This is a genomic window from Mycobacterium sp. DL440 (assembly GCF_011745145.1).
Taxonomy (GTDB): Bacteria; Actinomycetota; Actinomycetes; order Mycobacteriales; family Mycobacteriaceae; genus Mycobacterium.
The window spans coordinates 2,328,760-2,355,755 of the sequence record NZ_CP050191.1; the positions used below are offsets into that span (position 1 = coordinate 2,328,760).

The 26,996-nt window shown below is 67.0% G+C and carries 30 protein-coding genes and 1 pseudogene; 13 read left to right on the top strand and 18 right to left on the bottom strand.

Going from position 1 to position 26,996, the window contains the following annotated elements:
• Window positions 1-113: 113 nt before the first annotated feature.
• From HBE63_RS11280 to HBE63_RS11310, 7 genes are all read right to left on the bottom strand, one after another.
• Window positions 114-1,031, bottom strand: a complete 918-nt coding sequence (locus HBE63_RS11280; RefSeq protein WP_208301348.1) for a PHB depolymerase family esterase — start codon at window positions 1,029-1,031, stop codon at window positions 114-116.
• Between the two features lie 202 nt (window positions 1,032-1,233).
• On the bottom strand, window positions 1,234-2,247 hold the full coding sequence (locus tag HBE63_RS11285; RefSeq protein ID WP_166904821.1) for an alcohol dehydrogenase catalytic domain-containing protein: 1,014 nt from the start codon (window positions 2,245-2,247) through the stop codon (window positions 1,234-1,236).
• A gap of 68 nt (window positions 2,248-2,315) precedes the next feature.
• Window positions 2,316-2,972, bottom strand: a complete 657-nt coding sequence (locus HBE63_RS11290; protein WP_166904822.1) for a maleylpyruvate isomerase N-terminal domain-containing protein — start codon at window positions 2,970-2,972, stop codon at window positions 2,316-2,318.
• 9 nt (window positions 2,973-2,981) lie between these two features.
• Window positions 2,982-3,449, bottom strand: a complete 468-nt coding sequence (gene cynS / locus HBE63_RS11295; RefSeq protein ID WP_166904823.1) for a cyanase — start codon at window positions 3,447-3,449, stop codon at window positions 2,982-2,984.
• Window positions 3,450-3,475: 26 nt separating this feature from the next.
• Window positions 3,476-5,314, bottom strand: a complete 1,839-nt coding sequence (locus tag HBE63_RS11300) for a fatty acyl-AMP ligase (protein ID WP_166904824.1) — start codon at window positions 5,312-5,314, stop codon at window positions 3,476-3,478.
• A 9-nt stretch (window positions 5,315-5,323) separates the two neighbouring features.
• Window positions 5,324-5,767, bottom strand: coding sequence for an SRPBCC domain-containing protein (locus HBE63_RS11305; protein WP_166904825.1), 444 nt, complete (start codon window positions 5,765-5,767; stop codon window positions 5,324-5,326).
• Window positions 5,764-6,096 (bottom strand): helix-turn-helix transcriptional regulator, encoded by a 333-nt coding sequence (locus tag HBE63_RS11310; RefSeq protein WP_166904826.1) that lies wholly within the window; start codon window positions 6,094-6,096, stop codon window positions 5,764-5,766. Before HBE63_RS11310 ends, HBE63_RS11305 begins: the two co-directional genes overlap by 4 nt.
• 105 nt (window positions 6,097-6,201) lie before the next feature.
• Here HBE63_RS11310 and HBE63_RS11315 point away from each other — a divergent pair, with 105 nt between their 5' ends.
• Both HBE63_RS11315 and HBE63_RS11320 read left to right on the top strand, forming a co-directional pair.
• Window positions 6,202-6,972: a DUF899 domain-containing protein gene (locus HBE63_RS11315; RefSeq protein WP_166904827.1), complete on the top strand. Its 771-nt coding sequence runs from the start codon at window positions 6,202-6,204 to the stop codon at window positions 6,970-6,972.
• A 45-nt stretch (window positions 6,973-7,017) separates the two neighbouring features.
• Window positions 7,018-8,595 (top strand): class I adenylate-forming enzyme family protein, encoded by a 1,578-nt coding sequence (locus tag HBE63_RS11320; RefSeq protein ID WP_166904828.1) that lies wholly within the window; start codon window positions 7,018-7,020, stop codon window positions 8,593-8,595.
• Window positions 8,596-8,687: 92 nt separating this feature from the next.
• On the opposite strand, the gene HBE63_RS11325 is transcribed toward HBE63_RS11320, so the two are convergent.
• Together HBE63_RS11325 and HBE63_RS11330 are read right to left on the bottom strand one after the other, a co-directional pair.
• A complete protein-coding gene (locus HBE63_RS11325) occupies window positions 8,688-9,809 on the bottom strand; it encodes a cytochrome P450 (protein WP_243858610.1) in 1,122 nt (373 codons plus the stop codon).
• A 35-nt stretch (window positions 9,810-9,844) separates the two neighbouring features.
• A complete protein-coding gene (locus HBE63_RS11330; protein WP_166904829.1) occupies window positions 9,845-10,219 on the bottom strand; it encodes an NYN domain-containing protein in 375 nt (124 codons plus the stop codon).
• Between the two features lie 98 nt (window positions 10,220-10,317).
• Between HBE63_RS11330 and HBE63_RS11335 the strand changes: the two genes are divergently transcribed.
• Genes HBE63_RS11335 through HBE63_RS11350 form a run of 4 tightly spaced genes read left to right on the top strand, consistent with a single transcriptional unit; the run spans window position 10,318 to window position 14,128 of the window.
• Window positions 10,318-11,592 (top strand): GTP cyclohydrolase II, encoded by a 1,275-nt coding sequence (locus tag HBE63_RS11335; protein ID WP_166904830.1) that lies wholly within the window; start codon window positions 10,318-10,320, stop codon window positions 11,590-11,592.
• The gene (locus HBE63_RS11340) at window positions 11,589-12,806 is read left to right on the top strand and encodes a URC4/urg3 family protein (protein WP_166904831.1); all 1,218 of its coding nucleotides are present in this window, start codon (window positions 11,589-11,591) and stop codon (window positions 12,804-12,806) included. Before HBE63_RS11335 ends, HBE63_RS11340 begins: the two co-directional genes overlap by 4 nt.
• Before the next feature lie 9 nt (window positions 12,807-12,815).
• The gene (gene upp, locus HBE63_RS11345; protein ID WP_166904832.1) at window positions 12,816-13,445 is read left to right on the top strand and encodes a uracil phosphoribosyltransferase; all 630 of its coding nucleotides are present in this window, start codon (window positions 12,816-12,818) and stop codon (window positions 13,443-13,445) included.
• Window positions 13,442-14,128, top strand: coding sequence for a CPBP family intramembrane glutamic endopeptidase (locus HBE63_RS11350; protein ID WP_166904833.1), 687 nt, complete (start codon window positions 13,442-13,444; stop codon window positions 14,126-14,128). The genes upp and HBE63_RS11350 overlap by 4 nt, the downstream gene beginning before the upstream one ends.
• Window positions 14,129-14,132: 4 nt before the next feature.
• On the opposite strand, the gene HBE63_RS11355 is transcribed toward HBE63_RS11350, so the two are convergent.
• The 3 genes from HBE63_RS11355 to ripD form a co-directional block, all read right to left on the bottom strand.
• Window positions 14,133-14,915, bottom strand: coding sequence for a hypothetical protein (locus HBE63_RS11355; protein WP_166904834.1), 783 nt, complete (start codon window positions 14,913-14,915; stop codon window positions 14,133-14,135).
• Window positions 14,916-14,970: 55 nt separating this feature from the next.
• The gene (locus tag HBE63_RS11360; RefSeq protein WP_166904835.1) at window positions 14,971-16,029 is read right to left on the bottom strand and encodes a M48 family metallopeptidase; all 1,059 of its coding nucleotides are present in this window, start codon (window positions 16,027-16,029) and stop codon (window positions 14,971-14,973) included.
• Between the two features lie 76 nt (window positions 16,030-16,105).
• Entirely contained in the window at window positions 16,106-16,732 is a 627-nt protein-coding gene (gene ripD / locus HBE63_RS11365; protein ID WP_166904836.1) for an NlpC/P60 family peptidoglycan-binding protein RipD, read from the bottom strand.
• A 346-nt stretch (window positions 16,733-17,078) separates the two neighbouring features.
• Here ripD and tenA point away from each other — a divergent pair, with 346 nt between their 5' ends.
• The gene (tenA, locus tag HBE63_RS11370; protein ID WP_166904837.1) at window positions 17,079-17,762 is read left to right on the top strand and encodes a thiaminase II; all 684 of its coding nucleotides are present in this window, start codon (window positions 17,079-17,081) and stop codon (window positions 17,760-17,762) included.
• A gap of 56 nt (window positions 17,763-17,818) precedes the next feature.
• Here tenA and tpx read toward each other — a convergent pair whose 3' ends face one another.
• Window positions 17,819-18,310: a thiol peroxidase gene (gene tpx, locus HBE63_RS11375; protein ID WP_166904838.1), complete on the bottom strand. Its 492-nt coding sequence runs from the start codon at window positions 18,308-18,310 to the stop codon at window positions 17,819-17,821.
• 61 nt (window positions 18,311-18,371) lie between these two features.
• On the opposite strand from tpx, the gene HBE63_RS11380 reads away from it, so the two are divergent.
• Window positions 18,372-19,265, top strand: a complete 894-nt coding sequence (locus HBE63_RS11380) for an aminoglycoside phosphotransferase family protein (protein ID WP_166909669.1) — start codon at window positions 18,372-18,374, stop codon at window positions 19,263-19,265.
• A gap of 4 nt (window positions 19,266-19,269) precedes the next feature.
• Here the strand turns inward: HBE63_RS11380 and HBE63_RS11385 are convergent, their stop codons facing one another.
• The gene (locus tag HBE63_RS11385) at window positions 19,270-19,593 is read right to left on the bottom strand and encodes a hypothetical protein (RefSeq protein ID WP_166904839.1); all 324 of its coding nucleotides are present in this window, start codon (window positions 19,591-19,593) and stop codon (window positions 19,270-19,272) included.
• 160 nt (window positions 19,594-19,753) lie between these two features.
• The gene (locus tag HBE63_RS11390; protein ID WP_166904840.1) at window positions 19,754-20,719 is read right to left on the bottom strand and encodes an o-succinylbenzoate synthase; all 966 of its coding nucleotides are present in this window, start codon (window positions 20,717-20,719) and stop codon (window positions 19,754-19,756) included.
• A 103-nt stretch (window positions 20,720-20,822) separates the two neighbouring features.
• Between HBE63_RS11390 and HBE63_RS11395 the strand changes: the two genes are divergently transcribed.
• The 3 genes and pseudogenes from HBE63_RS11395 to HBE63_RS11405 all read left to right on the top strand — a co-directional run.
• On the top strand, window positions 20,823-21,071 hold the full coding sequence (locus HBE63_RS11395) for a hypothetical protein (protein ID WP_166904841.1): 249 nt from the start codon (window positions 20,823-20,825) through the stop codon (window positions 21,069-21,071).
• A gap of 18 nt (window positions 21,072-21,089) precedes the next feature.
• A complete protein-coding gene (locus HBE63_RS11400; protein ID WP_166904842.1) occupies window positions 21,090-21,752 on the top strand; it encodes an MOSC domain-containing protein in 663 nt (220 codons plus the stop codon).
• A gap of 13 nt (window positions 21,753-21,765) precedes the next feature.
• Window positions 21,766-22,512: pseudogene (locus HBE63_RS11405) on the top strand (GlxA family transcriptional regulator); the annotation flags it as partial.
• Between the two features lie 8 nt (window positions 22,513-22,520).
• Here HBE63_RS11405 and HBE63_RS11410 read toward each other — a convergent pair.
• A complete protein-coding gene (locus HBE63_RS11410; protein ID WP_166904843.1) occupies window positions 22,521-23,210 on the bottom strand; it encodes a GDSL lipase in 690 nt (229 codons plus the stop codon).
• A gap of 155 nt (window positions 23,211-23,365) precedes the next feature.
• Entirely contained in the window at window positions 23,366-24,580 is a 1,215-nt protein-coding gene (locus HBE63_RS11415) for an acyltransferase (RefSeq protein ID WP_166909671.1), read from the bottom strand.
• A 330-nt stretch (window positions 24,581-24,910) separates the two neighbouring features.
• Here HBE63_RS11415 and HBE63_RS11420 point away from each other — a divergent pair, with 330 nt between their 5' ends.
• Entirely contained in the window at window positions 24,911-25,153 is a 243-nt protein-coding gene (locus HBE63_RS11420) for a hypothetical protein (RefSeq protein ID WP_166904844.1), read from the top strand.
• A 15-nt stretch (window positions 25,154-25,168) separates the two neighbouring features.
• Here HBE63_RS11420 and HBE63_RS11425 read toward each other — a convergent pair whose 3' ends face one another.
• Window positions 25,169-25,735, bottom strand: a complete 567-nt coding sequence (locus HBE63_RS11425; RefSeq protein ID WP_166904845.1) for a hypothetical protein — start codon at window positions 25,733-25,735, stop codon at window positions 25,169-25,171.
• On the opposite strand from HBE63_RS11425, the gene HBE63_RS11430 reads away from it, so the two are divergent.
• Window positions 25,734-26,996: an alkaline phosphatase family protein gene (locus HBE63_RS11430; protein ID WP_371814965.1), complete on the top strand. Its 1,263-nt coding sequence runs from the start codon at window positions 25,734-25,736 to the stop codon at window positions 26,994-26,996. The genes HBE63_RS11425 and HBE63_RS11430 overlap by 2 nt on opposite strands.

The following is a 26,996-nucleotide window of genomic DNA, read 5'->3' on the forward strand; positions in this document are numbered from 1 at the left end:
GCACTGCCGCAACTGTGTCGCGAATTCAATTGGTATTGAGCACTATTCGATCCCTGCGCATGTGCCGAACCGAACTCAAAATGGGTTAACCGCGGCGTGATGAATATTCGCGGCTATCTGCCGTGAGAGGCGAAAAACTGACCGGAGGCATCCGAGGCGTCGAAGGCCCGACTGGCGGCCCCGACGGACTGGGGCGGAAGAATCTCGGGAACGCCCGGCCAAGTGTGCCCGCCCCCGTCGACCCGCATGAACACCACCGAGGTTCCGGCCGCACACCCATCAGAGGCGATGCGGTGCGTTTCGGTGCCGTCGCCGGTACCGGGCAGCACCTCGTCAGACGGAGCCGGGCAACCGTTGATCTGGCGCCACCGGTCCACCAATGCGGACCCCGACAGCACCGTGCTTCCCCCGCCGCGCCCCGTCATCGGTCCGCCGTTGAACGGCACGATGGGGTCTGCAGTGCCGTAGGAGGCGAGAACCGACACGGGCCTCGACGGATTGCAGCCCACATTCGTTCCGAGCGTCCCGGCGACCGGGGCGATCGCGGCGAACAGGTCAGCCCGGTCACACGCCAACCGGTTGGCCATGAAGCCGCCCGCCGACAGACCGGTGGCATACACGCGGCCCCGCGGGATGCCGTTTTCCGAGACGAGGCGGTCGACCAGGGTCGAGATGAACCCGACGTCGTCGACCCCCTGGCGGTCCGGCACCGACGCGCCGCGGCCGTCAGCCCAGCTGTAGTCGATCCCGTCGGGATAGACCACGGCGAACCCGTGGGCGTCGGCGACGCCGTCGTAGTGGGTGAGCGCGGCCTGGTCGCCGCCCGTCGCACCGGCGGCGTGAAGGTTGACGACCAGACCCGAAGGGGCGCCACCGCCGGCCGGCAGGTGGAGCCGATACGTGCGCATCATGCCCCCGAAGTCGATCTGCGCCGACGGCACAGGTGCGGCCGAGGCCGGGGTCACCCCGGCGGCGCACCACGCAATGGCGACAAGCGCCGCCATTGCCAGTGTTCGGAGACGTCCCGGCATGAAAAGCACCGGGGCAGAGTAGATATCACGAGCGAACTCTTGGGCAACGCCAGGTGACCTACCGGAGAAAAACCTGCCGGCAACCGTCGCCATCCGCTTCCACGCCATCCGGCCCCCACCGATTCGTCGTCCAGCAAACGAAGTCCCGACGCTACCCGTTCGCTGTGACCAGTGGGGCGAGATAACCGGATTCGACCACCGGTCAGACGGTCAGGACCATGCGGTAGCGCGCCTGCCCCTGTTCCATCGCGGCGTAGGCGTTCGCCGCCTCGTCGAGTGGGCGCTCCTCGATCCGGGCCCGTACCCCCGACAGCACCGCGAAATGCATCGTCTCCTCGACGTCACGTGCCGTTCCAGACGGGTGCCCGGAGATGCTCAGCGCGGGCTGGATCAGTTGCACCGGGCTGATCGGGAGCGGGTCCGCCGACACCCCGATCACCACCAGTTCGCCGCGTGGTGCGAGCCCTCCAACGGTGTCGGCCATCGCCTGCGAATTGCCCACCGTGGCCAGCACCACAGCCGCGCCGCCCAGGTCCCGCAGCGCTGAACTGACGTCGCCGGCGGTCGAGTCGATGTAGTGCCGGGCCCCCAGCGAACGGGTATCGGCTTCCTTGCCGGGGCCGCGGGCGATGGCGACGGTCTCGAAGCCCATCGCATGGGCGAACTGCAACCCGAGGTGTCCCAAGCCACCCACGCCCAGGACCGCGACCACGTCCCCGGGGAGGGCACGGGTGTGGCGCAGCGCGTTGTAGGTCGTCACCCCGGCACACCCCATCGGAGCGGCCTCGGCGAAGGACAGTTCGTCGGGGATCCTGGCGAGTGCGTTGGCCGGCACCGTCACGGATTCCGCGTAGCCACCCGGATAATGCAGGCTCGGTATCTGTCCCTTTTCGCAGTGGATGAACAGGCCCTTACGGCACGGAATGCAGACCCCGCAGTGCCCGCCGAACCATCCGATCGCCACGCGGTCACCTACCGCGAAATCGGTGACGCCCGCGCCCACTTCCGCGATGGTGCCGGCGATCTCGTGGCCCGGGGTCAGCGGCCAGGCGATGCCCGGGAACCCGCCGTTGATGATGGCCTGATCGGTGCCGCAGACCCCGCACGCGGCCACGGCGACCCGAACCTGCCCCCGATCGGGCGAGACAGTCTGGGCGTCAACGAGTTCCAGCGCACCGCCGGATGACTGGACGTGAACAGCTCGATGAGTAGCCATCAGAATCCTTACTGTCGCCGCAGAGATATCTGGCAATCATGAACCGTCAGCGGCCCGCTTGGCCAGGATCAGCCCAGGACGAACGGCAGCCGTGCCGCCGCCGCACCGAGATCGGCCGCCTCCGAATCGGTCGGAGCCCGGCGGCCCGTCGCAACCAGCAGAACGTCCGCGTCGGAGAATTTCGCGGGAAACCGGACACCGGCGATGTCGCCCAACATCGCGCGTGATCGGGCCAACCCGGGCGCGGGCGGCCCCACCACCTTCGGCAGGTGCGCGATCAGGTCGAGGTGGTGCAACGTCCATTCCAGAACGTAGGCATCCAGGTAGTCCTCGACAGTGAGGACCTGCCCCTGCGTGGCAACCCGCAGGTCCTGGTCGGCAAGGTCGGCCGCGCGTCCCGCAGCCGAACCCACGTCGTCGAGATGGAACTTGAGCAGATCCGGATCCCGGTATGCCGCGGCCAGTCTGACGGTCAGCGCGTCCAGCGGATCCTCACCGGTCGGAGGGGTGTCAGAGACCTCCCAGTAGGTCAGGGCGTCGCGGGTCGGTTCAGCATCGGCCGGGGTGACCAGCGTGATCAACACATCTTGAGCATCAATGACGAGGTGGCACACCAGGTCTCGAATCAGCCATCCGGCACAGCCAGAAGATCGCTCGAAGTCCTGCGCCTCGAGCCCGGCCACCGCCGCACGCAGCGCCGCCCACGAATCTGAGAACTGGCCCACGACTGCAAACTAGCAGCGGACCACTCTCTCGGCCGCCGTCCAGTCGTAGGGCAAGAACTTTCCGTCGAACGTCACCACCACCCGGTCCCCGGAGGGGTGTGATTTGCGCTGGATGTCGACGCTGAAGTTGATGGCGCTCATGATGCCGTCACCGAACTGTTCGTGGATGAGTTCCTTGAGCGCCCCGCCGTACACCTGAAGTGCCTCGTAGAACCGGTAGATGGTGGGATCGGTGGGCACGGCCGACGGCAAACCGCCGCGCATCGGCACCGCGGCCAGCACCGGGATCACCGAATCGTCCAATCCGAGTAGGTCCACGATGATCTTGCCCGATTCGGCCGGAACCGGGTGTTGTCCGAGCAATGCGGACACGGTCCACACCACGGGCTTGTCGATGGCGTCTGCCAACTGCTGCCAAGTCAGGCCCTTGGTCAGGCGGGCTTCCACGATCGCGGCGGTGATCTCGTCTCTACTCATACCAGCAGCATGCCTGCGACGCGGCGTCACCGCACGCCCAATGTGCCGTCCAGATACTCAGCGCGGCAAGCCACCCGGGCCAGCTTGCCGCTGGTGGTCCGCGGGATCCCGCCCGCTGGAAGGAATCGCAGATCCGCCACGGTCAATCCGTGCCGGCCGGCCACCGCCGCCCGGATGGCCTCACTCGCCTCGGCGGGGTCGGTGCGGCTGGTGCCGGCCGCACGTTCGGCGATCACCACCAGCCCGGGAGACACGGTGAACGCGGTGACATAGCCACGCCGGACCAGCGGTGAGGCCTCCGCCACCGTGGCCTCGATGTCCTGCGGGTAGTGGCTGCGACCGTCGATCTGCACGAGGTCGGCCATCCGCCCGGTCACGTAGAACTGCCCCTCGAAGTACACCCCGAGATCGCCGGTACGCAGCCAGGTCGCGTCCTCAGGAAGACCCCCGGCGTGACTGTCCGAGGCAAGGCGTGAGTGCAGCGATACATCGAAGACCTTGCGCGTCTCCGCCGGCCGGCCCCAGTAGCCCCGGCCGATGTTGTTGCCGTGCAACCAGATCTCGCCGACCCGGCCGTCCGGCACCTCGGCTGCTGCCGACCCGTCGGCAGTCGCCGGATCGACGATCACCGCCCACAGGCTGCGGGCCGGGTGGCCGCACGACACATGGGCGACGGCACCTTCCGCGTGAGCGCTGACACGGACCGCACGCCCGACGGCGAGATGCGCGCGGTCGAAATAGACCACCGATGCCTGTTCGGCCGGGGCGATCGTCGAGATCAGCAGAGTCGCCTCGGCGATGCCGTAGGACGGTTTGAATGCTGTCGGCGGCAGCCCGTAGGGCGCGAACACCTCATTGAATGCCGTGATCACCTCGGGGATCACGGGTTCCGAACCGATGATGAGCACCACGTTGCTCAGATCGATGTCCTCCCCCGCTGCGGGCACACCGCGCTGCGCGGTCCATTCGTAGGCGAAATTCGGTGCGGCGGTGATGACGCGGCCGTGCTTCGACGCCTCCGACATCGCCCGGACCCAACGCTCGGGGCGACGGATGAACGCGGTCGGCGACATCAGCGTCGAGTGCCCGCCATACACCGCGGGGAACCCGATCATGGACAGGCCCATGTCGTGATAGAGCGGTAACCAGCTGAGGCCGTGCGTGTTTCGGTTCAGTAGATCGATGGACAGAATCATCTGCAGCAGGTTGGTGCCGACCGCACGGTGGGTGATCTCCACTCCGACCGGCGGACGCGTCGAGCCCGAGGTGTACTGCAGGTGGGAGATGTCGTCGGGACCAACCCTGATCGGGGTGAAGCCACCCCCCACCGAGTCGGGCACCTCGTCGATGATCACCACCTCGGGCCGCAGGCTGTCCGGCAGTTTCGCCAGGAACGCCTGTACAGCGTCGGCGGCGGCAGCGGTGGTGAGCACGGTCGTCGGACGGCAATCGAGCAGCGCAGTTTCGAGTCGTTCGGCGTGACCCTGCAATTCCGGCGCGAACAGTGGCACCGCGGTGTTCCCCGCCTTGATCGCGGCGAAGAAGCCGACGACATAGTCGAGGCCCTGCGGCGCTAGGACGGCGACGCGGTCACCCCGGGCGGCGACCTGCTGCAGCCGTGCAGCGACGCCCCGTAGCCGAACGCCCAGCTGGGTCCAGGTCAGCTCGAAGATCTCTTCCTCGGCGTGGCTGTAATCCAGGTAGCGGTAGGCGACGAGGTCGCCGACGTGGGCGATGTTGCGGTCGATGAGCGAGATCAGGGTGGTACCCGGGGGCAGCACGATGCCCCCGGCCTTGTCCAGGCAGTCCTCGATGCGCAGCAGACCTGCCGGAGCTTCGTATTGAACCTGGGTGCCGCTGTCCATGCCCGCAGTCTAGGTGGCGGCACCCTCGAGGAAGGTTGCCAGCTGCTCGAGCGTGAGAGTCCATCCGCTGTGGAAGTTGCCGAATTCCTCTGGTGGCAAAAGGGAATGCTCGATGGTCATCATCGTCTGGCCGTCACCGGCCGGCTCGAATTCGACATTGACGATGCTGGTGGCGGTCGGATCGATCCAGTTCGAGTTGCTCCAGGTGAACCGGAGCAGGCGAGGACGCTCGATGGCCAGAAACTGTCCGGTGGTCAGAACGCTGGCACCGGAAGCGTCGAGGTCGAAACGGACCAGCCCGCCGACGCGGGGCTCGACGGTCACCTCGACGCAGCGCACCGGGCGGGGACACATCCACTCCAGCAGCGACTCCGGGTCGAGCCACTGGTCGAACACCACATCGGGCTCCGCAGGCATCAATCGTTGTACGCGGACGGTCGGCGCGTCGGTCATCGGGAGCCCGCCTGCCGCCGCAACCGTGCGGCCAGCGCGTCGGCGCGGCTCGACCAGAAGTCCGTCTGTTCGTTCATCCATTGCTGGGCCAGCGTCAATCCGTCCGGCTTAAGCGACACCCAGTGCTCCCGACCGCGCACCTCGCGCTGCACCAGACCGGCGGCTTCCAGCACCCCGATATGGCGCGAGACGCCGGCGAAGGTCATGGGCAACGGGGCGGCCAGGTCGCTGATCCGGGCGTCGCCCTGACGCAGGGTCTCCAGCAGCCGACGACGGGTCGGATCGGCCAGGGCCGAATATGCGCGGTCCAGAACTTGATCTTCAACCACCTTGTTGACTATAGCGGCGTGCCGTGGTTCGCTGAGGGAAGCGATATTCAACTGATGTGTTGAATGTTTGTTGGGCACCGCGCGTAACCGAGGACGGGAGCAGCCGTGAAGAATCCACCGATCGTGCCGGCCGTCGACTGGCAGGTCGCACTCGACGAAGTGCTGGTCAAGGAAAAGGAATTCACCCGCGCACGGGACCGACTCGCCGCGCTGCGCCGGCGCATGCCGTGGACCCCGGTCGAAAAGGACTACGAGTTCGAGGGCCCCGAAGGCGCCGTGACCCTGCTCGACCTGTTCGCCGGTCGTCGCCAGCTGATCGTCTACCGCGCCTTCCTCGACCCCGGTGTGCACGGTTGGCCGGAACACGGTTGTGTCGGCTGTTCGTTGATGGCCGACCACATCGGCAACCTGGCCCACCTCAATGCCCGCGACACCACACTCGTGTACGCCTCACGCGGGTCGCAGACCGAAATCGCCCGGATCAAGGCCCGCATGGGGTGGGGCCATCCCTGGTACACCATGGTCCCCCGCCCGGATGCGGCATTCGACGTGGACTTCGGTGTCGATGAATGGCACGGCACCAACGCCTTCATCCGCGACGAGGACCGGATATTCCGCACCTATTTCATCGACAACCGCGGCGACGAGGCGTTCGTCAACACCTGGAACTTCCTGGACATGACCGCGCTCGGCCGCCAGGAGAGCTGGGAGGACTCCCCGCCGGGATACCCGCAGACCAAGGCCTACGAGTGGTGGTCCTGGCACGACACCTACCCCGAGCATGAGCCCTCGCGGTGGTTCGGTGATCCCGACCCTGACAATCCCCGCGATCCACGTCCGCCACGGGACGACTGCACGGCCTGCGGGAGTCACTGACCCACCGCGGGTGGACCGCCGCCATCCATTGGAGAAGATGGGCGGGTGACGCAATCCCCGCTGACGATCCCCGCACTGCTGCAGCACAGCGTCGCCGAGTTCGGCGAGTCCGTCTACCTGGTCACCCCCACCGATCGACTCACCTACCTCGAGGCCGAGCAACGGTCGGCGCGACTGGCGCGCTGGCTGCTGCGCGAAGGAGTCGGCAAGGGCAGTCGCGTCGGCCTGTTCTTCCCCAACGGCACCGAGTGGGTGACGTGGTGGCTCGCGGTATCGCGGATCGGGGCAGTGGCGGTACCGCTCAGCACGCTGTACACACCCGCCGAGATCGCAAAGGTGCTGCGCCTGGCCGACATCGGTCTGCTCATCACCCCCAGCACGGTGCTGAACATCGACGTCGCCGAACGGTTGGAGAAAGCCCTACCCGAACTGGCCGGCCACTCCACGAGCCGGCTGACCCTGCGTGCCGCTCCCTATCTGCGCCGCATCGCGGTGATCGGCTCTGTCGACCGGCCCTGGGCGTCGCGCGGATGCGACGAAACCACCGACGGCGTCCCGGCCGAGGTCCTGGCCGCCGTGGAAGCCGAAGTGTCCGCCGCCGACCTCGCGATCATGGTGCACACCTCCGGATCCACCGCCGATCCCAAAGGTGTCCTGCACACCCATGGCACCCTGGTGCGTCAAACCTCGACCTGGCCCGCCGCCATCAGGGCGATCACCCGGTCGCAGGACGAGTCCCGGGTGTTGTGCGCGATGCCGTTCTTCTGGATCGGCGGACTGCTCGCGGTGACCGGAGCCCTGCATGAGCCCGTGGCTCTGGTGACGATGGCAAAACTGGATCCGGAAACCGCACTGGACCTGGCTGAGCGGGAACGGATCACCGGGATCGTGGGCTGGCCGGCGTTCACGCAGCGGTTGCGCGACCATCCCTCGTTCGCCGACCGGGATCTGAGCAGTGCACCGATGCTGCGCGAGGGTCCGCTGGACATCGCCATGACCGATGTGCCCGACGGATTTCCGGTGCACCGCACCATGTCTGAGACTGCGGGTGGCTTTGTCTTCACCGACATGGCCATCGTCGATGACGACGGCGCCCCGGTTGCCCCCGGGGACACCGGCGAACTCCTGGTCCGAGGTATCGGAGTGATGGCCGGGTACAACAAGCGCGAACGGTCGGAGACCTTCGACGCCGACGGCTGGTACCACAGCGGCGACCAGGTGTACCGGCGCGACGGCGATCCCCGGCTGTTCTACGTCGGGCGCACCACTGATCTGATCAAGGCCGCCGGGGCCAACGTCTCGCCGTTGGAGGTCGAGGCCGTCATCTCCGAATCTGCCGCCGTGGCGCAGTGTGTGGTCGTCGGCATCGACGACCCGCACCGCGGCGAGGAGGTCTGCGCGGTCGTGGTGCCCGCCGCGGAACTCGACCTGGCAGCCCTGGCCGCCTACGCTCGGGAACAATTGTCCGCCTACAAGGTCCCTACCCGCTGGGCGCTGACCGACAGCGAACGGATCCCCACTCTGTCCAGCGGAAAGTTCGACCGGAAAACCCTGCGGCAGTTGATCATCGACGGCGATATCGAGGCGGTACGCCTACAGCCGCCTGGCCCGACCGCGGGCTGATCACGCTGCCGTGAACCGCACCGGCATCGCATGGATGCCGTTCATCAGGTTCGAGCGCACCCGTTCTACTGGCCCGACAATCTCGAGATCTTTCATCCGGCCCAGGATTTCGGGGAATATCGCCGTGGCCTCCACTCGGGCCAGGTTTGCCCCGAGGCAGAAATGTGTCCCCCCGCCGCCGAAAGCCAGGTGTGGGTTCGGGTCGCGGCCGATGTCGAAGCGGTCCGAGTCTCCGAAGCGCGCGTCTCGTCGCGATTGGCCGACGGGAAGAACATGGCCACCCGCTCCCCTTCGGCGATGCGCACACCGCGCAACTGAGTGTCTTTCGTTGCGGTGCGGGCGAATACGTTCACCGGGCTGACGTAGCGCAGCATCTCTTCGACTGCGGTCGGGAGAAGTTCCGGGTTGGCCGTGAGCCGGGCTTGTTCATCGGGATGCTCGAGGAGGGCAAGTGTCCCAGCCGCGACCAGGTTGCGGGTGGTGTCACCACCGGCGTTGATCAACAACAGGAAGAACAGGTTGAACTCCAGGTCGGTGAGGCGTTGACCATCCACTGCGGCCTGCAGCAGCGCACTCGCGATGTCGTCGGTCGGGTCGGCACGCTTGCGTTCGGCAAGTGCCGACGCGTATTCGAACATTTCTCCCATAGCCTGTATCGCCGACTCGGTGGGTGTGCCGACCCGCTCCGTATTCATGATCTCGGTCAGCACATAGAGTCGGCGACCGTCCTCATGCGGGATCCCGAGCAGTTCGGCGATCACGTACGACGGCAACGCGCCCGCGACGTCGGACACGAGATCACATTCGCCGCGGTCCAACACACCGTCGATGATCTCGGCTGCGAGGTCTGCCACTCGAGAATTCAGTTGCCCCACATGCCGCGGGGTGAACCCCGTGCTCACCAGCTTCCGCAAGACGGTGTGTCTCGGCGGGTCCATCGTCAGCATCATCAGGCTGAGCTGGTAGGCCTCCTCCGACCGAGGAACGTCGAGCATGACCCCGGTCTGCTGCGAGGACCACGTTGCGCTGTCCCGCGACACCGCGAGTACCTCGTCATAGCCGGTGAGCGCCCAGAAACCCGCGTCACCGTACGGGTGCCACGCGACGGGGGCCCGCCGCCGAAGTTCACGGAAAGCCTCGACCGGGATACCGGCCTGGTAGACGGCAGGATCTGTGAGGTCAACACCGCTGATGCCGACCGCATCGTCGCGCATGCCGGTGACGGTAATGCAGCAGGGCGCTGGGGTATTCAGAATGAGTCGATCTGGTCCCGGAAACCGGCAGCAGGTTGCACGAGTGCGCCCGCATCGCGAACCCTCGCGGCCAGCCCGCTGTCCGATGTAACGACGGTGATCTCGTCGGGTCGCGGATCGGCCAGGACCAATCTCACGATCTCGTCATCGGCCGAATTCGCGGCCGCCCTTGGGGCATGGCCGATCTCGATCACCGCAGATTCGATCGGCGGCGTCGTCGGCCCTTCGAACACCACCGTCACCGGGTGTCCCCCGGCCGCGGCCCAGTGCTCGAGCCGCTCGACCAAACCTGCCATCGCGCTGCGGCGATCCTTCCACCAGCCGTCCGGTCGGGTGCCGATGACGTTCATGCCGTCCACGATCCAGCGCACCCAACCGACCGTACGGGCACACCGCATGCAGAACCCGCCGAATCGGGGTTCACTGGAATGTCTCAGCCGGGCACGGGCACCGAGGAAGGAGCACCGACATGGTCGTCGAGTCAGGTGGTGCATCCGCGGAGCCGACGAAGGCCCGGCATATCCGGTTGACGTCCCACAGTGCTGTCGCGGGCACCCCGACCATCCAGTGGGCCGCACCGAATGCTGCCGAGCGCGGTCCGGTGATCGGTACCACCACCACACGTGCGCACCGCAACGTGATCGGCACCCACAGCGGGTCCTACAGCGTGTACCGGGCTTTGGCCGTCGCCGCGGGCGCCCTCTCACCGGAGCACCGCGCCGATCTCACCAATACCTCGCCCACCGATGTGATCGGGCCGTACACCCAGTGGGGCCAATCCGAGACGATCGTCAGCCTGGATCCGTGGGGCGCGATGGTCGCTGACGCGTTCGCCGCCGAACTGGCTGCCGGCTATGACATCCGGCCGACCATCGCGGTGACCAAGGCCCATGTGATGGTGCCGGAGGTCGCCACCGCCATCGCCGCCGGCCGGCTGCATCCGGACGGCCACATACTCCTGGAAAACGGTACGGCCCTGGTGACGAAGGCGGCCATCGAGCCGGTGTGGTACCTGCCCGGGGTCGCCGCCAGGTTCGGCTGCACCGAGACCGCGCTGCGCCGGGTGCTGTTCGAGGAGACCGGGGGCATGTACCCCGAACTCGTCACCCGCAGCGACCTGGAGGTGTTCCTGCCGCCGATCGGCGGGCAGACGGTGTACATCTTCGGCGCACCATCCGATTTGGCCGATCCGACCGTGGAACTGACCGCCCGGGTACACGACGAGTGCAACGGTTCGGACGTCTTCGGCTCCGACATCTGCACGTGCCGGCCCTATCTCGCACACGCGATCGAGGAATGCATCGCCGGTGCCCAGCGCGGCGGGGTCGGCCTGGTCGCCTATTCACGCAAGGAGGGCCGCGCACTCGGAGAGGTGACGAAATTCCTGGTCTACAACGCGCGCAAGCGCCAACACGGCGGCGACACCGCCGATCAGTACTTCGCCCGCACCGAATGCGTGGCGGGCGTGCAGGATATGCGGTTCCAAGAGCTCATGCCCGACGTTCTGCACTGGCTGGGGATCCGCAAGATCCACCGCCTGGTGTCGATGAGCAACATGAAATACGACGCCATCACCGGATCCGGAATCGAGGTCGGCGAGCGGGTCAACATCCCCGACGACCTGATCCCGGCCGACGCCCGGGTGGAGATCGATGCCAAGATGGCCGCCGGCTACTTCACCCCCGGGCCGGTACCGGGCGCCGACGAACTGAAGATCGCCAAGGGCCGCGGACTCACGCCATGACCACCACCCTGGACGGCTCAGCCGCTGTCGCCACGCTGCGCACGACCACCGCGATCCGCGAACGGGCGCAACACCTTCTGCAGCGCGCCCGGGTGGGCAACTCCGCCTGGTTCCTGGTGGATGACGATGCCCTGGACCGGGCAGCCGCCGAGGTCGCGGACGTCACCCGCACCCGCTACCCGACACTCGCCATCCCATACCACAGCAGGTGGCGCCATTTCGAGGCCGGAGGTGTGGACCGCCGGGCCGAGTTGGATTCGCACACAGCCAATGTGGATACCGTGACCCGCGCTCGATCAATGATCGACCTGGCCGTGGTCAGCGTGTTGCTCGACGCCGGAGCCGGAACCGATTGGCATTACACCGAACCCGGCACCGGCCTTGTGCTGACCCGCTCCGAGGGGCTGGGGGTGGCGAGCTGGCACGCCTTCTGTAGCGGATTGTTCTCGAGCGATCCCGCCGATCCGCTGCGGGCCGACGCCGCCGCGTTGGGCCGCCTCGGCGTCGAAAGCCTGGCTGCGGCCTTTCAGGTGCGTGCAGGAAATCCGTTGGTCGGTCTCGCCGGTCGGGTGCAGTTGCTGCGTCGCCTCGGCGCGCAACTGGCTGCTCGCCCTGCCGTGTTCGGCCCGCACGGCCGGCCCGCGGGGCTGTTCGACACAGCGACCGGTCCGACCATCGCGGCCCACGACCTGCTCTCGACGCTGTTGGACACCTTGTCGGGAGTATGGCTCACCGACAACACCATCGGCGGTCAACCGCTCGGCGACTGCTGGCGGCATCAGGCGGCCCCGGGGCCCGGTCTGTCGCGCGGCTGGATGCCGTTTCACAAACTGTCCCAGTGGCTGACCTACTCCCTGCTGGAACCGTTCGAACGGGCGGGTGTCGTGGTCACCGATCTGGATGCCCTCACCGGCCTGCCCGAATACCGAAACGGCGGTCTGCTGCTCGACACCGGCGTGCTGCGGTTACGTGATGCCGCACTCGCCGAGAAGGAGTGGGCAGTGGGCGACGAGCTCGTCGTCGAATGGCGGGCACTGACCGTCGCGCTGCTCGATGAACTGGCGCCGCTGATCCGCGGTCGTCTCGACGCCCCGCAGTTGCCGCTGGCCTGTGTGCTGGAGGGCGGGACGTGGGCCACCGGGCGGGCACTCGCCGCGCGCCTGCGCGACGGCCGCCCTCCGCTGTCCATCGTCAGCGACGGCACGGTCTTCTAGGAGGACACGATGGGCAACCTGCATGTCATCGACCATCCGCTGGTGCAGCACAAGCTCACCCTGATGCGGCAGAAGGACTTGTCCACCAAAGGATTTCGCCAGTTGCTCATCGAGATCTCGATGCTGATGAGTTATGAGGTGCTGCGCGACATCCCGGTGCACGACATCGACATCGAGACGCCCCTGGAATCCACGACAGGAGCCGTGATCGACGGCAAAAAACTCGTGTTCGTGTCCATTCTGCGGGCGGGCAGCGGCATCCTGGACGGCATGCTCAGTGTGATGCCGAATGCCCGGGTCGGCCATATCGGCCTGTACCGCGATCCGAAGACCCGAGTGGCCGTGGAGTATTACTTCAAGCTTCCGAGCGATCTGGACGAACGGGACGTAGTTGTCGTCGATCCGATGCTGGCCACCGGCAATTCAGCCGTCGCGGCCATCGACCGCATCAAGGAATACGGGCCCCGATCCATCAAATTCGTCTGCCTGCTGACATGTCCGGAAGGCGTCGAGGCCATGCAACAGGCGCATCCGGACGTACCCATCTACGCCGCCGCACTGGATCGGGAACTCGACGAGCAGGGCTACATCGTCCCTGGCGTCGGCGATGCGGGTGATCGCATCTTCGGAACCAAGTGAACACACATCGCTGGGGCCTCGGCGCCTTCGTCATCGTCGAGGCCGTCTATCTGCTCACCTCGGCAGCGTTCGGTCTGTTCGCACCCCCGGGCCCGCCGCCGGCCGGGTTGATCACGCTGGCGATCGGGGTGCCCACGCTCGTCGCCGCGACCCTGGCCGTCGCCATCGCGAAATGGCGCGGCAATGGTGCCCGCATCGACTTTCGATGGCAGTGGTCCTGGCGTGCAGTCGGTCTCGGGTTGGCATTCGGCATCGGCGGACTGTTCGTCACACTGCCGGCTGCGTTGCTGTACCAGTCGATCGTCGGACCCGACGCGACCTCAGCCGTCGGCGGGGTCTACGAGGGCGTTCGGACCGGGTGGCCGCTGGCGGTGGCGGTCCTGCTCCTCGTCGCGTTCATCGCACCGATCTGCGAAGAGGTGGTGTATCGCGGACTGCTGTGGGGTGCGCTCGAGCAACGGTGGGGGCGCATCGTCGCGGTGATCGTGTCCACCCTCGTATTTGCCTTCGCCCACCTGGAACCCGAGCGGGCTCCGCTCCTGCTGGTGGTTGCCATCCCAATTGCATTGGCGCGGCTGTACTCCGGAAGTTTGTGGGGCGGCATCATCGCCCACCAGGTGACCAACCTGCTGCCGGGTCTCGTCATGATGTTCGGACTGCTGGGCATGCTGCCTGCCCGCTGAGCTGCTACCTCTTGCGGTCGCGCACCTTGTATGTCGAGGGCCACGACATGCGGGATTCATCGCCCACCAACGGAGTTCCCGAACCGCCGACCCGGACGTCATAGGCTTCCTGTCCGGCGCCGACCTCGCGGTTGGCGTGCTCCTGGGCCAGGTAGTAGAGCTGGTCGATCTCGGCTTCGGAGAACGCCACGAAGGTGGTCTTGCGCACGATGTCGTTCATACCGGCCGTCATTCGGTCGGGCAGGACGCGTGAGGCCAGCGCGGCCAGGCCCAGCAGGATGAACGGGATGACCCAGTAGCAGATGAACGACAGCGGAGTCTTGGTGTCCAGAATCGTGGCATCACCCTGCACGACCGGCGGGATGGCCGAGGAGACCGTCATCCCGGCGAATGCACCCACCCAGATCCAGGTCAGGATCTTGACGATCCGTTGGAACAGATCACTTTCCACGACTCCGGGCGGTTGGCCCGCCGCGGCGAACTCCATCACGAACGGCTTACCGATCAGCAGGCCGACGAGTGCGACGAGGAAGATTCCGGCGGTGCTCAGCGGCTGTATCCAGCGCTCCATCACGTCCTGGCTCAACACCAGGGTCAAGATCGTGAGCACGATGAATGTCGCGAGCGCACCAACCTCCAGGGTGCGCCCCGGCGCCCCGGAGATCCGGCTGATCGTGAACGTCGCGACGGCCGTCGCCAGCGCCACCAGCACGGCGACCAGGAACGGCACGTTGCCGACGAGTACCCAATAGATGATCCACGGCGCGAAGCCAAACAGGATGCCCACGAGCGCCTAGTCTAGGGGCTTACCGTTGATCCGACGGCAAGTACCCACCTGAGCGCTATTCCTCGCTCGGCCCGGCGTTGCGGCGCCATTCGGAGATCTTGCGGCCCATCGAGTCGGCCGCACTCGTCGCGGCCTGCCCTACTCCGTCGACGACACCGCCCAAGCCGTCCCGGATGCCCCGGATCAACGGATCGTTGGACTGGTCGAACCCGTCCCTGTAATGACGCGCCGCCGCGCTGACGTCGTCGGTCCAGCTCGCCGTCGCATCGTCGGACCGCAGCGGATAGTTGCCGGCCATGATCGCGCCGTATCCGCCGGTATCGACCCACTTGGTCAGGTCCGCCGCTCGAAGCACCGAAAAGGGGTGCGTCTGCATCTCCAGGTTGAGCAGTTTGAGCACCCCGTCGCGCATGTCCCCGGTCGCGTCATAGTCGCGTGCCTGCGCGAGGAACGCCTGCGAGTCGAGTTTGTCCAGGTGCCGGCCCGCCGCCAACTTCAGCTCGACCCGGATCGCCATGTCGAAGTCCTGCCCGCACAGCAGCCCCGCGCGGTCGCCCGAAAGTTCGGATTTGCGTTGCCATTCCTGCAAGGCGGCGACGATCGCGCGCAATGCCCAACCGCCGATCGGGATGAAGCCGAAGGACGAGGCCAGCCGCAGCAGATGATGGAGCATCGTGCGGTACACGGCATGACCGCTGAGGGCGTGGCCGAGCTCATGGCCGATGACGAAGCGCATCTCGTCATGCGTCATCAGCTCATACATCCCCGAAGTGACGACGATGAAAGGGTCCTCCATGCCGATGCAGTACGCGTTCGCTTCCGGCGACTGGATGATGAACATCTCCGGGCGCACCGGAGCGTCGAGCACCTGCACGCACTCGTCGAGCAACGCGTCGAGGTCGGCGAACTGCCGTGGACCCACCCGGGCCGAACTCGACAGATACAGCAACCGGTGCTTACGTTCACGCAGCATCCCGGACAGCACCTTGAGAACCTGGTCGAATCCCTTGAGCCGCCGCAAGGCGGTCAGCGCCGTGCGGTCCGCCGGATGTTCCCAAGCACGCGAACTGATGTCGGGAAAAACGGTCCGCGTAGTCGCAGGAGTCTGTTCCATCGGTTGTGTGCGCCCTTCGTCGTCGACAGCTCAGAGCCTACGGACTATCGAGCCGCCTCAGACGCACAAATACTGGTCAGGCGATGATGCGGACCAAATAGGGTGTCATGCCCTCGGCGCGCACCGGTGTGACCGCGACGGCGGGCTCGGTGCCCTGGATCATCTGGTTGTTGCCGAGGTACAGCGCCACGCTCTGGATGCCCTCAGGTCCGTAGAAGATCAGGTCACCGGGCAGCGCCTGGGACGGGAGTACCTTCTGGCCGACCTTGTACTGCTCACCGGACGACCGCGGCATCTTCACCCCGGCTCCGCCGAACGCATAGACGATCAGCCCGGAGGCATCGAATCCGACCACATTCGCCGCGGGATCCGGCGCAACGCCGAAGCCCGGGGTCAGCACCGGAGCGACCGGAGCAGTCACGGTGGGCGTCGACAGTCCCGGAGTGAGACCGCCGCCCGCGAGCGGCGGCGGCGTCGGAGTCAGGCCCGGGGCGGGCAGGCTGCGGGCGATGCCACGGGTCGGCCCGTTCATGTCCCCGCCTCCGTAGCTGAAGGGCACTCCGCGCTGTGACATCGCGCGGGCGATCACAAGGTCTACATAGCGCTGGTTGCCGGTGGGGCGTTCGATCGGTGCGGCGCCGGCCAGTCCGGGAGCCGCCACCAGGAATGCCAGACCGAACAGCAGGGCAAAGGAACGTCTCATCGAACATCAACTCTCTCGACCACCGGAAGGCGACACCGGCCGCTGGCCGTTGTCAGCCGGGTCAACCATTTGTACCCCTGAACGCGTTGTTTGCCCAATTGGTTTGGGGCGCAAGCCTGATCAGATACAGGACCGTGACCGAACAGTTACCGCGCACGCTGTTTGCCGCACCTGCGACGGCTCCGGCGGCGCCGTCACCGGCAGCGTGCCGCCGGGTGTATGCCGGCCGCTGCGGCAAAGCGCCCGGGGCCTGTCCGATTTGACCCCACCGCCGCGAAAATCGTTGCGGTACAGGGTGCGCCGGGAGGGCGCACCACGTTTGCGGGTCACCTGACACGATGGGCGCATGCACCCCGACACGCACCCGCAATCCTGGTCGGCCCGGCTCTGGGAGCCGATCGAGCCGACATTCACCGCGATTCTCACGCATCCGTTCCTGACCGGACTGACCGACGGCAGCCTGGACGACGCGGCGTTCGCCCACTACGTGGCACAGGACGTCCACTATCTGCGCGACTACGCCCGCGCGTTGGCCATCGTCGCCGCCAAGGCCCCCACCCCGGCCGACACCGCGATGTTCTCCCGGCATGCTGCTGAGGTCTTCGAGGTCGAATTGGGTCTGCACAGCGAACTGCTCCCAGAATTGGGGCTGGATATAGGGGCGCTGAACGCGACACCGGTCGCTCCGACCACACGCGCCTACACGAGCTATCTGCTGGCCACCGCATACGGCGGCACGTTCGCCGAAGGCTTGGCGGCGGTCCTGCCCTGCTACTGGATCTACGCCCGGGTCGGAGCGGCGTTGCTGGAACGCGGTTCGCCTGATCGACGCTATCAGCGTTGGATCGACAGCTACGGGGGCGACGAGTTCGCCGCGACGGTGGCCGAGGTGCTCGATCTCACCGATCGGCTGGGACCGACACTGGGCGGGGCGGACAAGACCGCCGCACGAGCCCATTTCGAGGTCACCGCGAAATACGAATGGATGTTCTTCGACGCGGCCCATCGCCGCGAGGAGTGGCCGATCTGAGTGCCGGCCGGTCCCTCACCGGCGCGACGCGCGCCGGTGAGGGACGGTGACGACGATCAGAGCGCGGCCAGCGCGGCGTCGTAGTCCGGCTCCTGGGCGATCTCGGGCACCAGCTCGGAGTAAGCCACGTTGCCGTCGGCGCCGATCACCACGACCGCGCGCCCCAGTAGACCGGCCATCGGGCCGTCGGCCAGGGCGATTCCGTAATCCTCACCGAAGCTGTCCCGGAAGGCCGAGGCCGTGGTGACATTCTCGACACCCTCGGCGCCGCAGAAGCGCTTCTGCGCGAACGGCAGATCCTTCGACACACACAGCACCGTGGCTCCGGCGGCCGCGGCACGCTCATTGAAGGTGCGGACGCTCGTGGCGCACACCGGGGTGTCGACCGACGGGAAGATGTTCAGCAGCACCGACTTGCCCTGAAACTGATCGTTGGTGACGGCGCCGAGATCGGTGCCGACGAGCGAGAAGCTCGGGGCCGGGCTACCGACCGCCGGCAGATCGCCGACAGTGTTGATGGGGTTTCCGCGCAAAGTTATCTGTGCCATGGGGCACAGTCTGTCAAAAGTGGGTGCCGCGCGGGCGGGCCGGGGTGCAACGATGGGCGCAATGATCGATCTGCCCGAAGCGGTGCGCGAGATGAGCACGCGTGGACCGCAGTGGCAGTCGTGGGTCGATGGCTTGCCGCGCATGATCCGGGACCAGTTCGACGAATGGGATCTGAGCGCCGACGGACCTGCTGATCACGGCTATTGCTCGATCGTGCTGCCGGTACGCACCGGAGAGGGTGCGCCCGCGGTCCTCAAGGCAGCTTTCCCCGATGACGAGTCCGAACATGAACACCTCGCGTTGCGCCGTTGGGCGGGGGCGGGAGCGGTCCGGTTGCTGCGCGCCGACCCGCACCGGCGGACGATGCTGCTGGAACGGCTGCATCAACGAAATCTCAACGGGCTCTGGGATATTGAGGCGTGTGAGATAGTCGCTGAACTGTACGGCCCCATCCATGTGCCGTCGCTGCCCCGGCTACGTTCGCTGGCCGAGTACACCTCACGGTGGACGGCCGATCTGGTGCGACTCCCCCGCAACGCCCCGGTTCCGCGTCGACTCGTGGAACAGGCCATCACCCTCGGCACAGACCTGGCCACCGACACCGGCATCACCGGCACGCTGATCCACGGCGACCTGCACTACGAGAACGTCCTCGCCGCTGACCGCGAGCCATGGCTGGTGATCGACCCCAAACCGATGAACGGCGACCCGCACTACGAGATCGCGCCGATGCTGTGGAACCGATGGGATGAGCTGGCGGGTTACGTTCGCGACGGGGTCCGGCGCCGGTTGGCTGCTCTGGTCGACGCCGCCGGTCTGGATGCCGACCGGGCCCGAGCCTGGGTCATCGTACGGATGGTGCACAACGCGATGTGGGAACTGACCGAAACGCGCGAGCCCGACGCAGACTGGCTCACCAGGTGTGTGGCGATCGCCAAGGCTGTACAGGACTGACGCCTCAGATGACCTTGTACGTGAGGTCGTACAGTGCGCCCGCTCCGCTGAATTGCTGAGTGAGCTCTCCCCGCCCCAACTCGTCGGAGCGGATGAATATCGAGCCGACGTCCTCCATCTCGTCGGTACGGACGTCCACCTCCCTCAGCACGATCTCCAACTGGCCGTCGAACGGCAGCAGTCGGTCCAGATCCACCACGTCCCCCTGGCACATCGAGACAGCCTTGAACTGAAATCCATCAGCTCTGCTGATGCTGAGCTCGTCGGCCCCACCGCAGTCCTGGGTCCTTACGGCCCGGAGTTCCGACAGCTTGGCGAACAACGACATGGCATCCTCCGTTGGATCTTCCCGCCAGCGGTAGCTGACGAAGTCGATTCTCGAGTTGCCGCCCCGTCGCGCACATGCGTAGTGCGCTACTTGAATCTGTTCGGCGAAGGTTGCTTCTCCCGGTGCCGAGCTGCCTCACCCGATACTGCATCCGGGCAGTTCACGATGCAGAAATGGCATGTTGCAGGCGTTCGCGCCACCAGGTCAGCCGGGCCGGGTCGGTGAGGGCGTACCGCTCGAGTCGGTCGCGCTGCGGCGCCGGGGGCATGGGCGCGACGGGTAGGTAGCCATCAACTGTGACCAGGGAACGCGAATCCGCGACGACGTCGCCGGCGAGAAATCTCCTGGTTCCCAACTCGCACGCGAACGCCAACTGGGGCAACGCGCCCGCCAGCGCGAGTCCCGCGCCAAGTCCGATGGTCGTCTCCAGCGTCGAAGTGACCACACAGGGCAACCCGCAGGATTCGGCGACGCGCAACGCGCGCCGGGCCCCGCCCAACGGTCCGGTCGCGAGCACTGCGATGTCGGCCGCCTCGCCGAGGCGCAGGCCCATCGGTTCGTCGGATTCGCGGATCGACTCGGCGGCCGCGATGGGCACCGCGACCCGGAGCCTCACCTGCGCCAGCTCGTCGATGGTGGAGCACGGCTGCGCGATGAACTCCAATCCGCCGGCCGCGCGATCGAGAGCAGCGATGGCGGCGACCGCAGTGTCCGGATCCCACCGCCCCTTCGCGTCACATCTGAGGACGCCATCCGCGCCGAGCCCGTCGCGCACCGCCCGGACGCGCTCGACGTCCTGGGCCAGTCCCCCGACACCCACCTCGATCGCCGCGGTCCGACAACCCGATGCGGCGGCGATCTCGTGCGCCCGGGCGGCGCCGACGGCGGGAATGGTGACCGCGATGGGTACCCGCCCGCGCACCGGATCGGGCCAGCCGACGGTGCCCGGCTCGGTGGCCGCGGTGAGCCAGCGTCCCAGTGCGCGCTCATAGGGCAGCGGGCTGAATTCCCCCCAGCCCTGCGGCCCCTCGATGAGCATTCCCTCGCGAATCGTGAGCCCGCCGACCGGCTCGAGGGTCGGGATGGCGAAAACCGGCGCGCGGTCAAAGTCGATCAGGGTCTGCACAACCACGTGACGCTAGCGGACCGAACCGGTCCTGGGCAGTCAACCCGCGGCTTAGACTGCGCCCGTAGGCCCTAAAGAGGTGCCGCCGATGAGGAGACAGCCAATGACGAGCGCAGTGTGGCGCGGGGTATTCACGGTGGTCTCGGCCGCGGTGCTGTCGGCCGGGTCGATGGCGGTCGCCACGATCGTTACGCCGGCCTCGAGCTCGGCGTGCGCGCCCGGGGAAACCGGCGTCACCAACGGTTGTTCACCGTTCTGCATACCGGGCAGGCAACTCGACACCGCGACTGGGCTGTGCCTGCCGGTTCCGCCCCCGCCGGCCGCGGATGGCGTTGCGACACCACTTTTCTAAGCCATTACGCTGGGCGCCATGGCGCAGGTCCTGACGGTGAACGTGGCTCATCCACGACCGAACGCGGCCGAGGGGCGTGCCGTCACCGGCATCGACAAGCGTCCCGTCGACGGGGCCGTCGCGGTACGCGCGCCGGGACCGATGCACGGCGGGCTCGGTAGCGGCCTCGTCGGCGACACGATCGGTGACCAACAGTTTCACGGCGGCGACGATCAGGCGGTGTACGCCTACGCACGCGAAGACCTCGACGGCTGGCAGAGCGAACTGGACCGTGAGATCGCCAACGGCGTATTCGGCGAGAACCTGACCACCGCGGGCATCGACGTCACCAACGCCGTCATCGGTGAACGGTGGCGGGTCGGGTCCGACGGGCTCGAGCTCGAAGTGTCCCGGCCGCGCATCCCCTGCCGGACATTCGCCAACTGGTTGCAGCTCAACGGGTGGGTCAAAACCTTTACCAGAGCAGCGATTCCAGGGGCGTATCTGCGTCTGGTGGCACCGGGCTCGGTATCTTCGGGCGATGAGATCGTGGTGACCGACCGGCCTGACCATGACATCACCATCGGATTCGTGTTCCGTGCGCTGACCCTGGAGCCACAGCATCTGCCCTCGATCCTGCAGGCGGCCGCCCTGCCCGACCCTCTGCGGGAGCTCGCCGAACGTCGGACCGCCTCGAGCTGATTGGCGGGCCCGCCTGTTCTCCGGCGGAGACGATCTGGTGGGCCGGCCGATCGATCCCAGACTGGTGGCGGCGTTGCGAGACCTACCCACTCGAACCCGGCGGCTGGCATCGATCTGCACCGGGTCCTTCATCCTGGCCGAGGCCGGCCTGCTCGACGGCCGCCGGGTCACCACCCACTGGCGGCACGCACGGCTGCTGGCACGCGCGTATCCCACGATCTCGGTCGAGCCCGACGCCATCTTCGTCCGGGACGGAGACGTCTACACCTCAGCTGGAGTGTCGGCGGGCATCGACCTGGCATTGGCGCTGGTGGAGTCGGATTGGGGAGCCGACCTGGTGCGCGACGTCGCGCGGTCACTGGTCGTGTATCGCAAGCGCGCGGGCGGCCAGTCGCAGTTCTCCACGCTGGTCGAGTCGGACGCACCGGCAGAGTCGGTATTGCGCCGGGTCACCGACGCGATCGCGGCTGACCCGACTGCGGACCACAACGTGAAACACCTTGCGGCACTGGCCTCATTGAGTACCCGACAACTCACCCGGCTGTTTCAGGCAGAGCTTGGCAGCACCCCGGCGCGCTACGTCGAAACGGTGCGGATCGACGTCGCACGAGCAGCCCTCGATGCGGGACGCCAGGTGGGAGAAACGGCCCGCCTGGCCGGGTTCGGCAGCGCCGAGACCCTACGACGGGTGTTCGTCAACCACCTCGGGGTGTCACCGAAGGCCTACCGCGGCCGGTTTCGCACCACGTCCGGCGGCTGAACCCGGACTCAGACCCAGCGCGGAAGCTCCTTGCCGATCAGCGGTGCGATCTTGTCCGCCATGTAGGCGTGGCCGGCGTCGGTCGGATGGATGCCGTCGACCCCGATCAACTCCGGGTTGTCGAAGAACCAGCGCTCGGCGATCGGATCGACGAACGTCGCCCCGACCTGCCGTGCCTGATCCCGCAGAATGTCACGAACACCGAACAGATTCGGCGGAACATCGGCGTTCACCCACGGCGGCCCGATCACCAGCATCCGCGCGGTGGGGGCGGCTTGCCGTGCCATCGTCAGGGCATCGTGGGTCAACCGGGCGACCGCACCCAGGTCAGCGTCCTTGTCGTTGCGCGACCCGAAGAAGACGATCAACGCGTCGTCAGGCTGCACTGCCCTGGGAGTCAGGTCGGCGAAGATGCTGCCGTGGTTGCCACGCGCCTCATAGCCGGCGCCGCCCTCGGCCACCACATCCGCGTCCACCTGCACCCCGCGTTGCGCCAGTTTCTGCCAGGCCAGCGACGCCCAGTTCCTCGGCCCCATACCGCCCTCGGCGAGCATGCCCGTGGTGTAGGAGTCCCCGATCACCGCGATGTGGTTGATCTGGGGATCCAGGCCCGAGTTGACATAGCGCCGCTGAGGGGCCTGCGCGAACAACCCCACCAGGAGGGCGAGCGAGACGATGAAAGTGGCCAGACGACTCACTGCAACCTCCACTGCCGGCGGGACCCCATACGTCCCGGACCGCGATACCGAGACAGCCTAAGGTGTGAACCTAGGCCGTAGATAGGCGGCCGGTGACACCGCGATAACAAGGGCATAACAACCTGTCGCGCAGCGGCTTTGGATGGTTACAACGGTCAGCCCGCGCGGGCTGAAACCTCGTCGGACCGGTCTGCGGGCTCGGTGTCGATCCGGTGCAGTTTCTTGTTCGTCTGGTCGACCGGCCGGATGTCGACCATTCTGCGCATCCAGCGTCTGGCCGGCTCCTCCACGAAGTGATACAGCGCGATGGCGCCCACCACTGCAATCGCGAACAGGCCGAGAAGCGTCGCCTTACCCGAGAGCGTGGGTGTCAGGGTCAACTCGAATTGCCGGGTGGTCCAGATCCAGGCGGTATGGACCAGCTCGTGCACCATGTACAGGCCGAATGAGATCTGGCCGCCGTAGACCAGAAGCCGGGTGGACAGCAATGCCGGAAGGCTGCCGACGCCGATCGCCAGGGCGACAACCTGCGGAACGAAGAGGATGTCGACCATGCCGCCGGCATCGCCGACCGTGTTCAACGGGTGCTTGTCGAAGAAGTACAGTCCGCCGACGATGGCGGCACCCAACAAGATCGAGAGGTAGCCCGCACTCTTCTGGGTCCGATCCGTCAGATGCAGCTTGCGCACCGCGGCGCATGCCAGCGCACCGGCGGTGAACTGCATGACGATCCGGGGCAGCCAGCTCCACGGCGTATAGAAGTGTCCGGTGGCCATCAACAGCACGACCGGTGGCACTGCGGCGGCGATGGCCAGCAAGACCAGACTGCGCGCCCGGGTGGCGCGGGCGATCCGGAAGATCACCAGGATCAGCGCTCCGAACAGCAGGTAGGCCAGCCACTCGGCGCTGATCGACCACGCCGGCCCATCCCAGCTCGAGCCGTCGAAGTAGGGCTGGAACCACAGTTGGACCAGGAAAAGCTGCCGCACATAGCTGACGGCGTTGTAGCCGCTCGTGTCCTCAGGTGGGATATGCCCGACATTGAGGGTGAAGATCAGCCACAGTGCGGCCAGGTGCAGCGTGACGAGGTACACCGGCCACACCCGGGACAACCGCAGCCACAAGAAGTGCAACGTGGCCCGGGTGGACCAGGTCGGTCCCATCCGGTCGATGTAGTTCCAGGTCAGGACGAATCCGCTGAGAATGAAGAACAGATCGACGCCCTGTGCGCCGCGGTCGAGCACGGGGGCGAGCGCTTCGGTGACGTCAGGTGCCACCTGGTAGAGCAGGGGCCGAAAGTGGAAGAGAACCACCCACACCGCTGCAACGATGCGCAGACCCGTCAGGGCCTTGATCTCTGCGCCGCGCACAACACCCTTTTCCGTATCCACCAAGCTGATCCGTCACGTTTCCGCCGCGGCTGGCCGGGCGGATCGGCCCGCGATTCGCGCAACCGGCAGCTCTCGCAGACTAGCAGCGTGCCGCTGCAGGGCCTGCTCCCCGCGCGGTGCGCGGCCCCTGGGCGGCACGTCGGTATTCGCGAACACCGGCTCGGGTGATCTTGTGCAGCAAAGCATTTGCCGACGTCGACGCCCTCGCCGGAACGTCGTGGTCAGCGACGACGCGGCGTGTCCGATTCCTGGCAGTCCGCTCAGCGGGCCGATAGGCTCGGGTTACGTGATCTCTTGGGGAGGTGCGAGATGACCAGCATCATCGGCCGCTGCGCCGCGGGCATCGGCGCGATACTGGCTCCGTTCGGTCTGATGGCAGTCGTTACCGTCGCCACACCGGCAGTCAGCTGGGCCGACTGTGGGGCCGGAGAATGGTGGGATCCGGTGGCGAATGTGTGCCGCCCGCCGGTCGTGCCGCTGGGATGCGACAACGGCTGGTGGTGGGACCCGGTGGGTAATGTCTGCCGGCCGCCGTTGCTCCCGCCCGGCTGATCCCAGGGCAAGCCGTCAGGGATTCGGCACCGACGACCCGTCGTAATTGCGGGCGTTGTTGTTCAGGGTGTCCATCCACGAGCGCAGCTTGGCCCCGCCGACCAGCGCCGGGATGGCGCCGCTGGCCGGGGTGTCGGGGACGGCGTCGGTTGGCTGCCACGGCTGGCAACCGCTTGTCTTGAACGCCTTGTCCGTCGCTTCGATCGTGATGACCTGCGGTTTCTTGCTGAACGCATTGTCGATGATGTCGCCGCCGTGTAGATCGGCCATGCGCTTCCAGTAGCAGGTGCCACCCTCGACCGGTCCGGCCGAGGCGTAATTGCCCGGCTGAATATCGGTACCGACCATGAAGAGGCCGTCGTGGTCGATTGTCTTCACGCCCGCGGGGGCCGCCGGAGGCGCGTCGGCGGGACCGGGGGGCGGACCGGGCGCGGGGACGGGACCCGCCGCTGGACCCGGCGCTGGACCCGGCGCGGGGCCGGGGGCCGGCGCGTCCGGGTCGGCGCTGGCGATGCCACTGAACGCCCCACCTGCGGACACCACCAGGGCGGCGGCGAGGATCACGGCTTTCATCGGCTTCATGAAAACCCAGCGTACCGGGTACAGCGGAGTGGTCGGGCGCCCTTGGGCCGAGGTCTGCGCCGGCAAAACCCGCCGACGTGATCTGTGGCACGCTCGCGGTGTGGAGCCTGCGCGTCCCGATCCCGATGCACCCCACCTGGCCGATGTGGTCCCGTCGGTGCTTGCCGCGATGGGGGCGCCCGGATTCGATGCGCGGATCCCCTGGGCCGGCCCGATCCGCGGAGCGTGCGTGCTGCTGATCGACGGACTCGGCGCCGAACTACTGGCCGCCCATGCCGCCGATGCACCGGTCCTTACCGCGATGTCGGACAAGGCGCCCCACCAGACACTGCACGTCGGGTTCCCGTCCACCACGGCAGCGGGACTCGCGGCGATCGGCACCGGATACCGCTCGGGTGAGCACGGCTTTGTCGGCTACTCGTTCCGGGTTCCCGAAGCCGGGCCGGAATTCGATGTGATCAACGCGCTGCGGTGGCGCCCCCATCCGTGGGGACCCGATCTTCGAGACCGCGTGGTGCCCGAGCGGATCCAGCCGCTGCCCACCACGTTCGAACGGGCCGCCGAGGCCGGGTTCGAGGTCTCGGTCGTATCGGGCGCCGAGTACTCCGGTTCCGGACTTACCCGGGCGCTGCTGCGCGGCGGACGTTACGTCGGCGTGCATGCCCTCGGCGATCTCGCTGCCGAGGTCATCGGGGCCGTCGCAGGCAGCGGCTTCTGCTACGGATACCACGCCGACCTCGACTTGACGGGCCACCTGCACGGGCCCGGGTCGCCGGCCTGGCGGATGCAGTTGCGCCAAGTCGACCGCCTGGTGGAGTCGGTGCTGGAGGCCTTGCCGTCGGAATGCCTACTGACTGTGGTGGCCGACCACGGCATGATCACAGTCGACCCGGCGGCCGCGGTGGACATCGACGAGTGCGACCCGCTTCGCGACGGGGTGGTTGCCATCGGTGGTGAAGCCCGCGCTCGGCACGTGTACACCGCTGCCGGTGCGGCCGACGACGTTCTCGCCGCGTGGCGCACCACCCTGGCAGATTCAGCGTGGGTGATGTCTCGGGACGAGGCCGTCGCGGCGGGTTGGTTCGGGCCTCGGGTACGTGATGACATTCGGTCCCGAATCGGCGATGTCGTCGCCGCCGCGCGCGGCTCAGCCGCGTTGCTGAGACGCCATGCAGAACCTCTGGAGTCGGCATTGATCGGCCATCACGGTTCGCTGACGCGCGCCGAGCAGTATGTCCCGCTACTGTCGGCGATCGGCTGA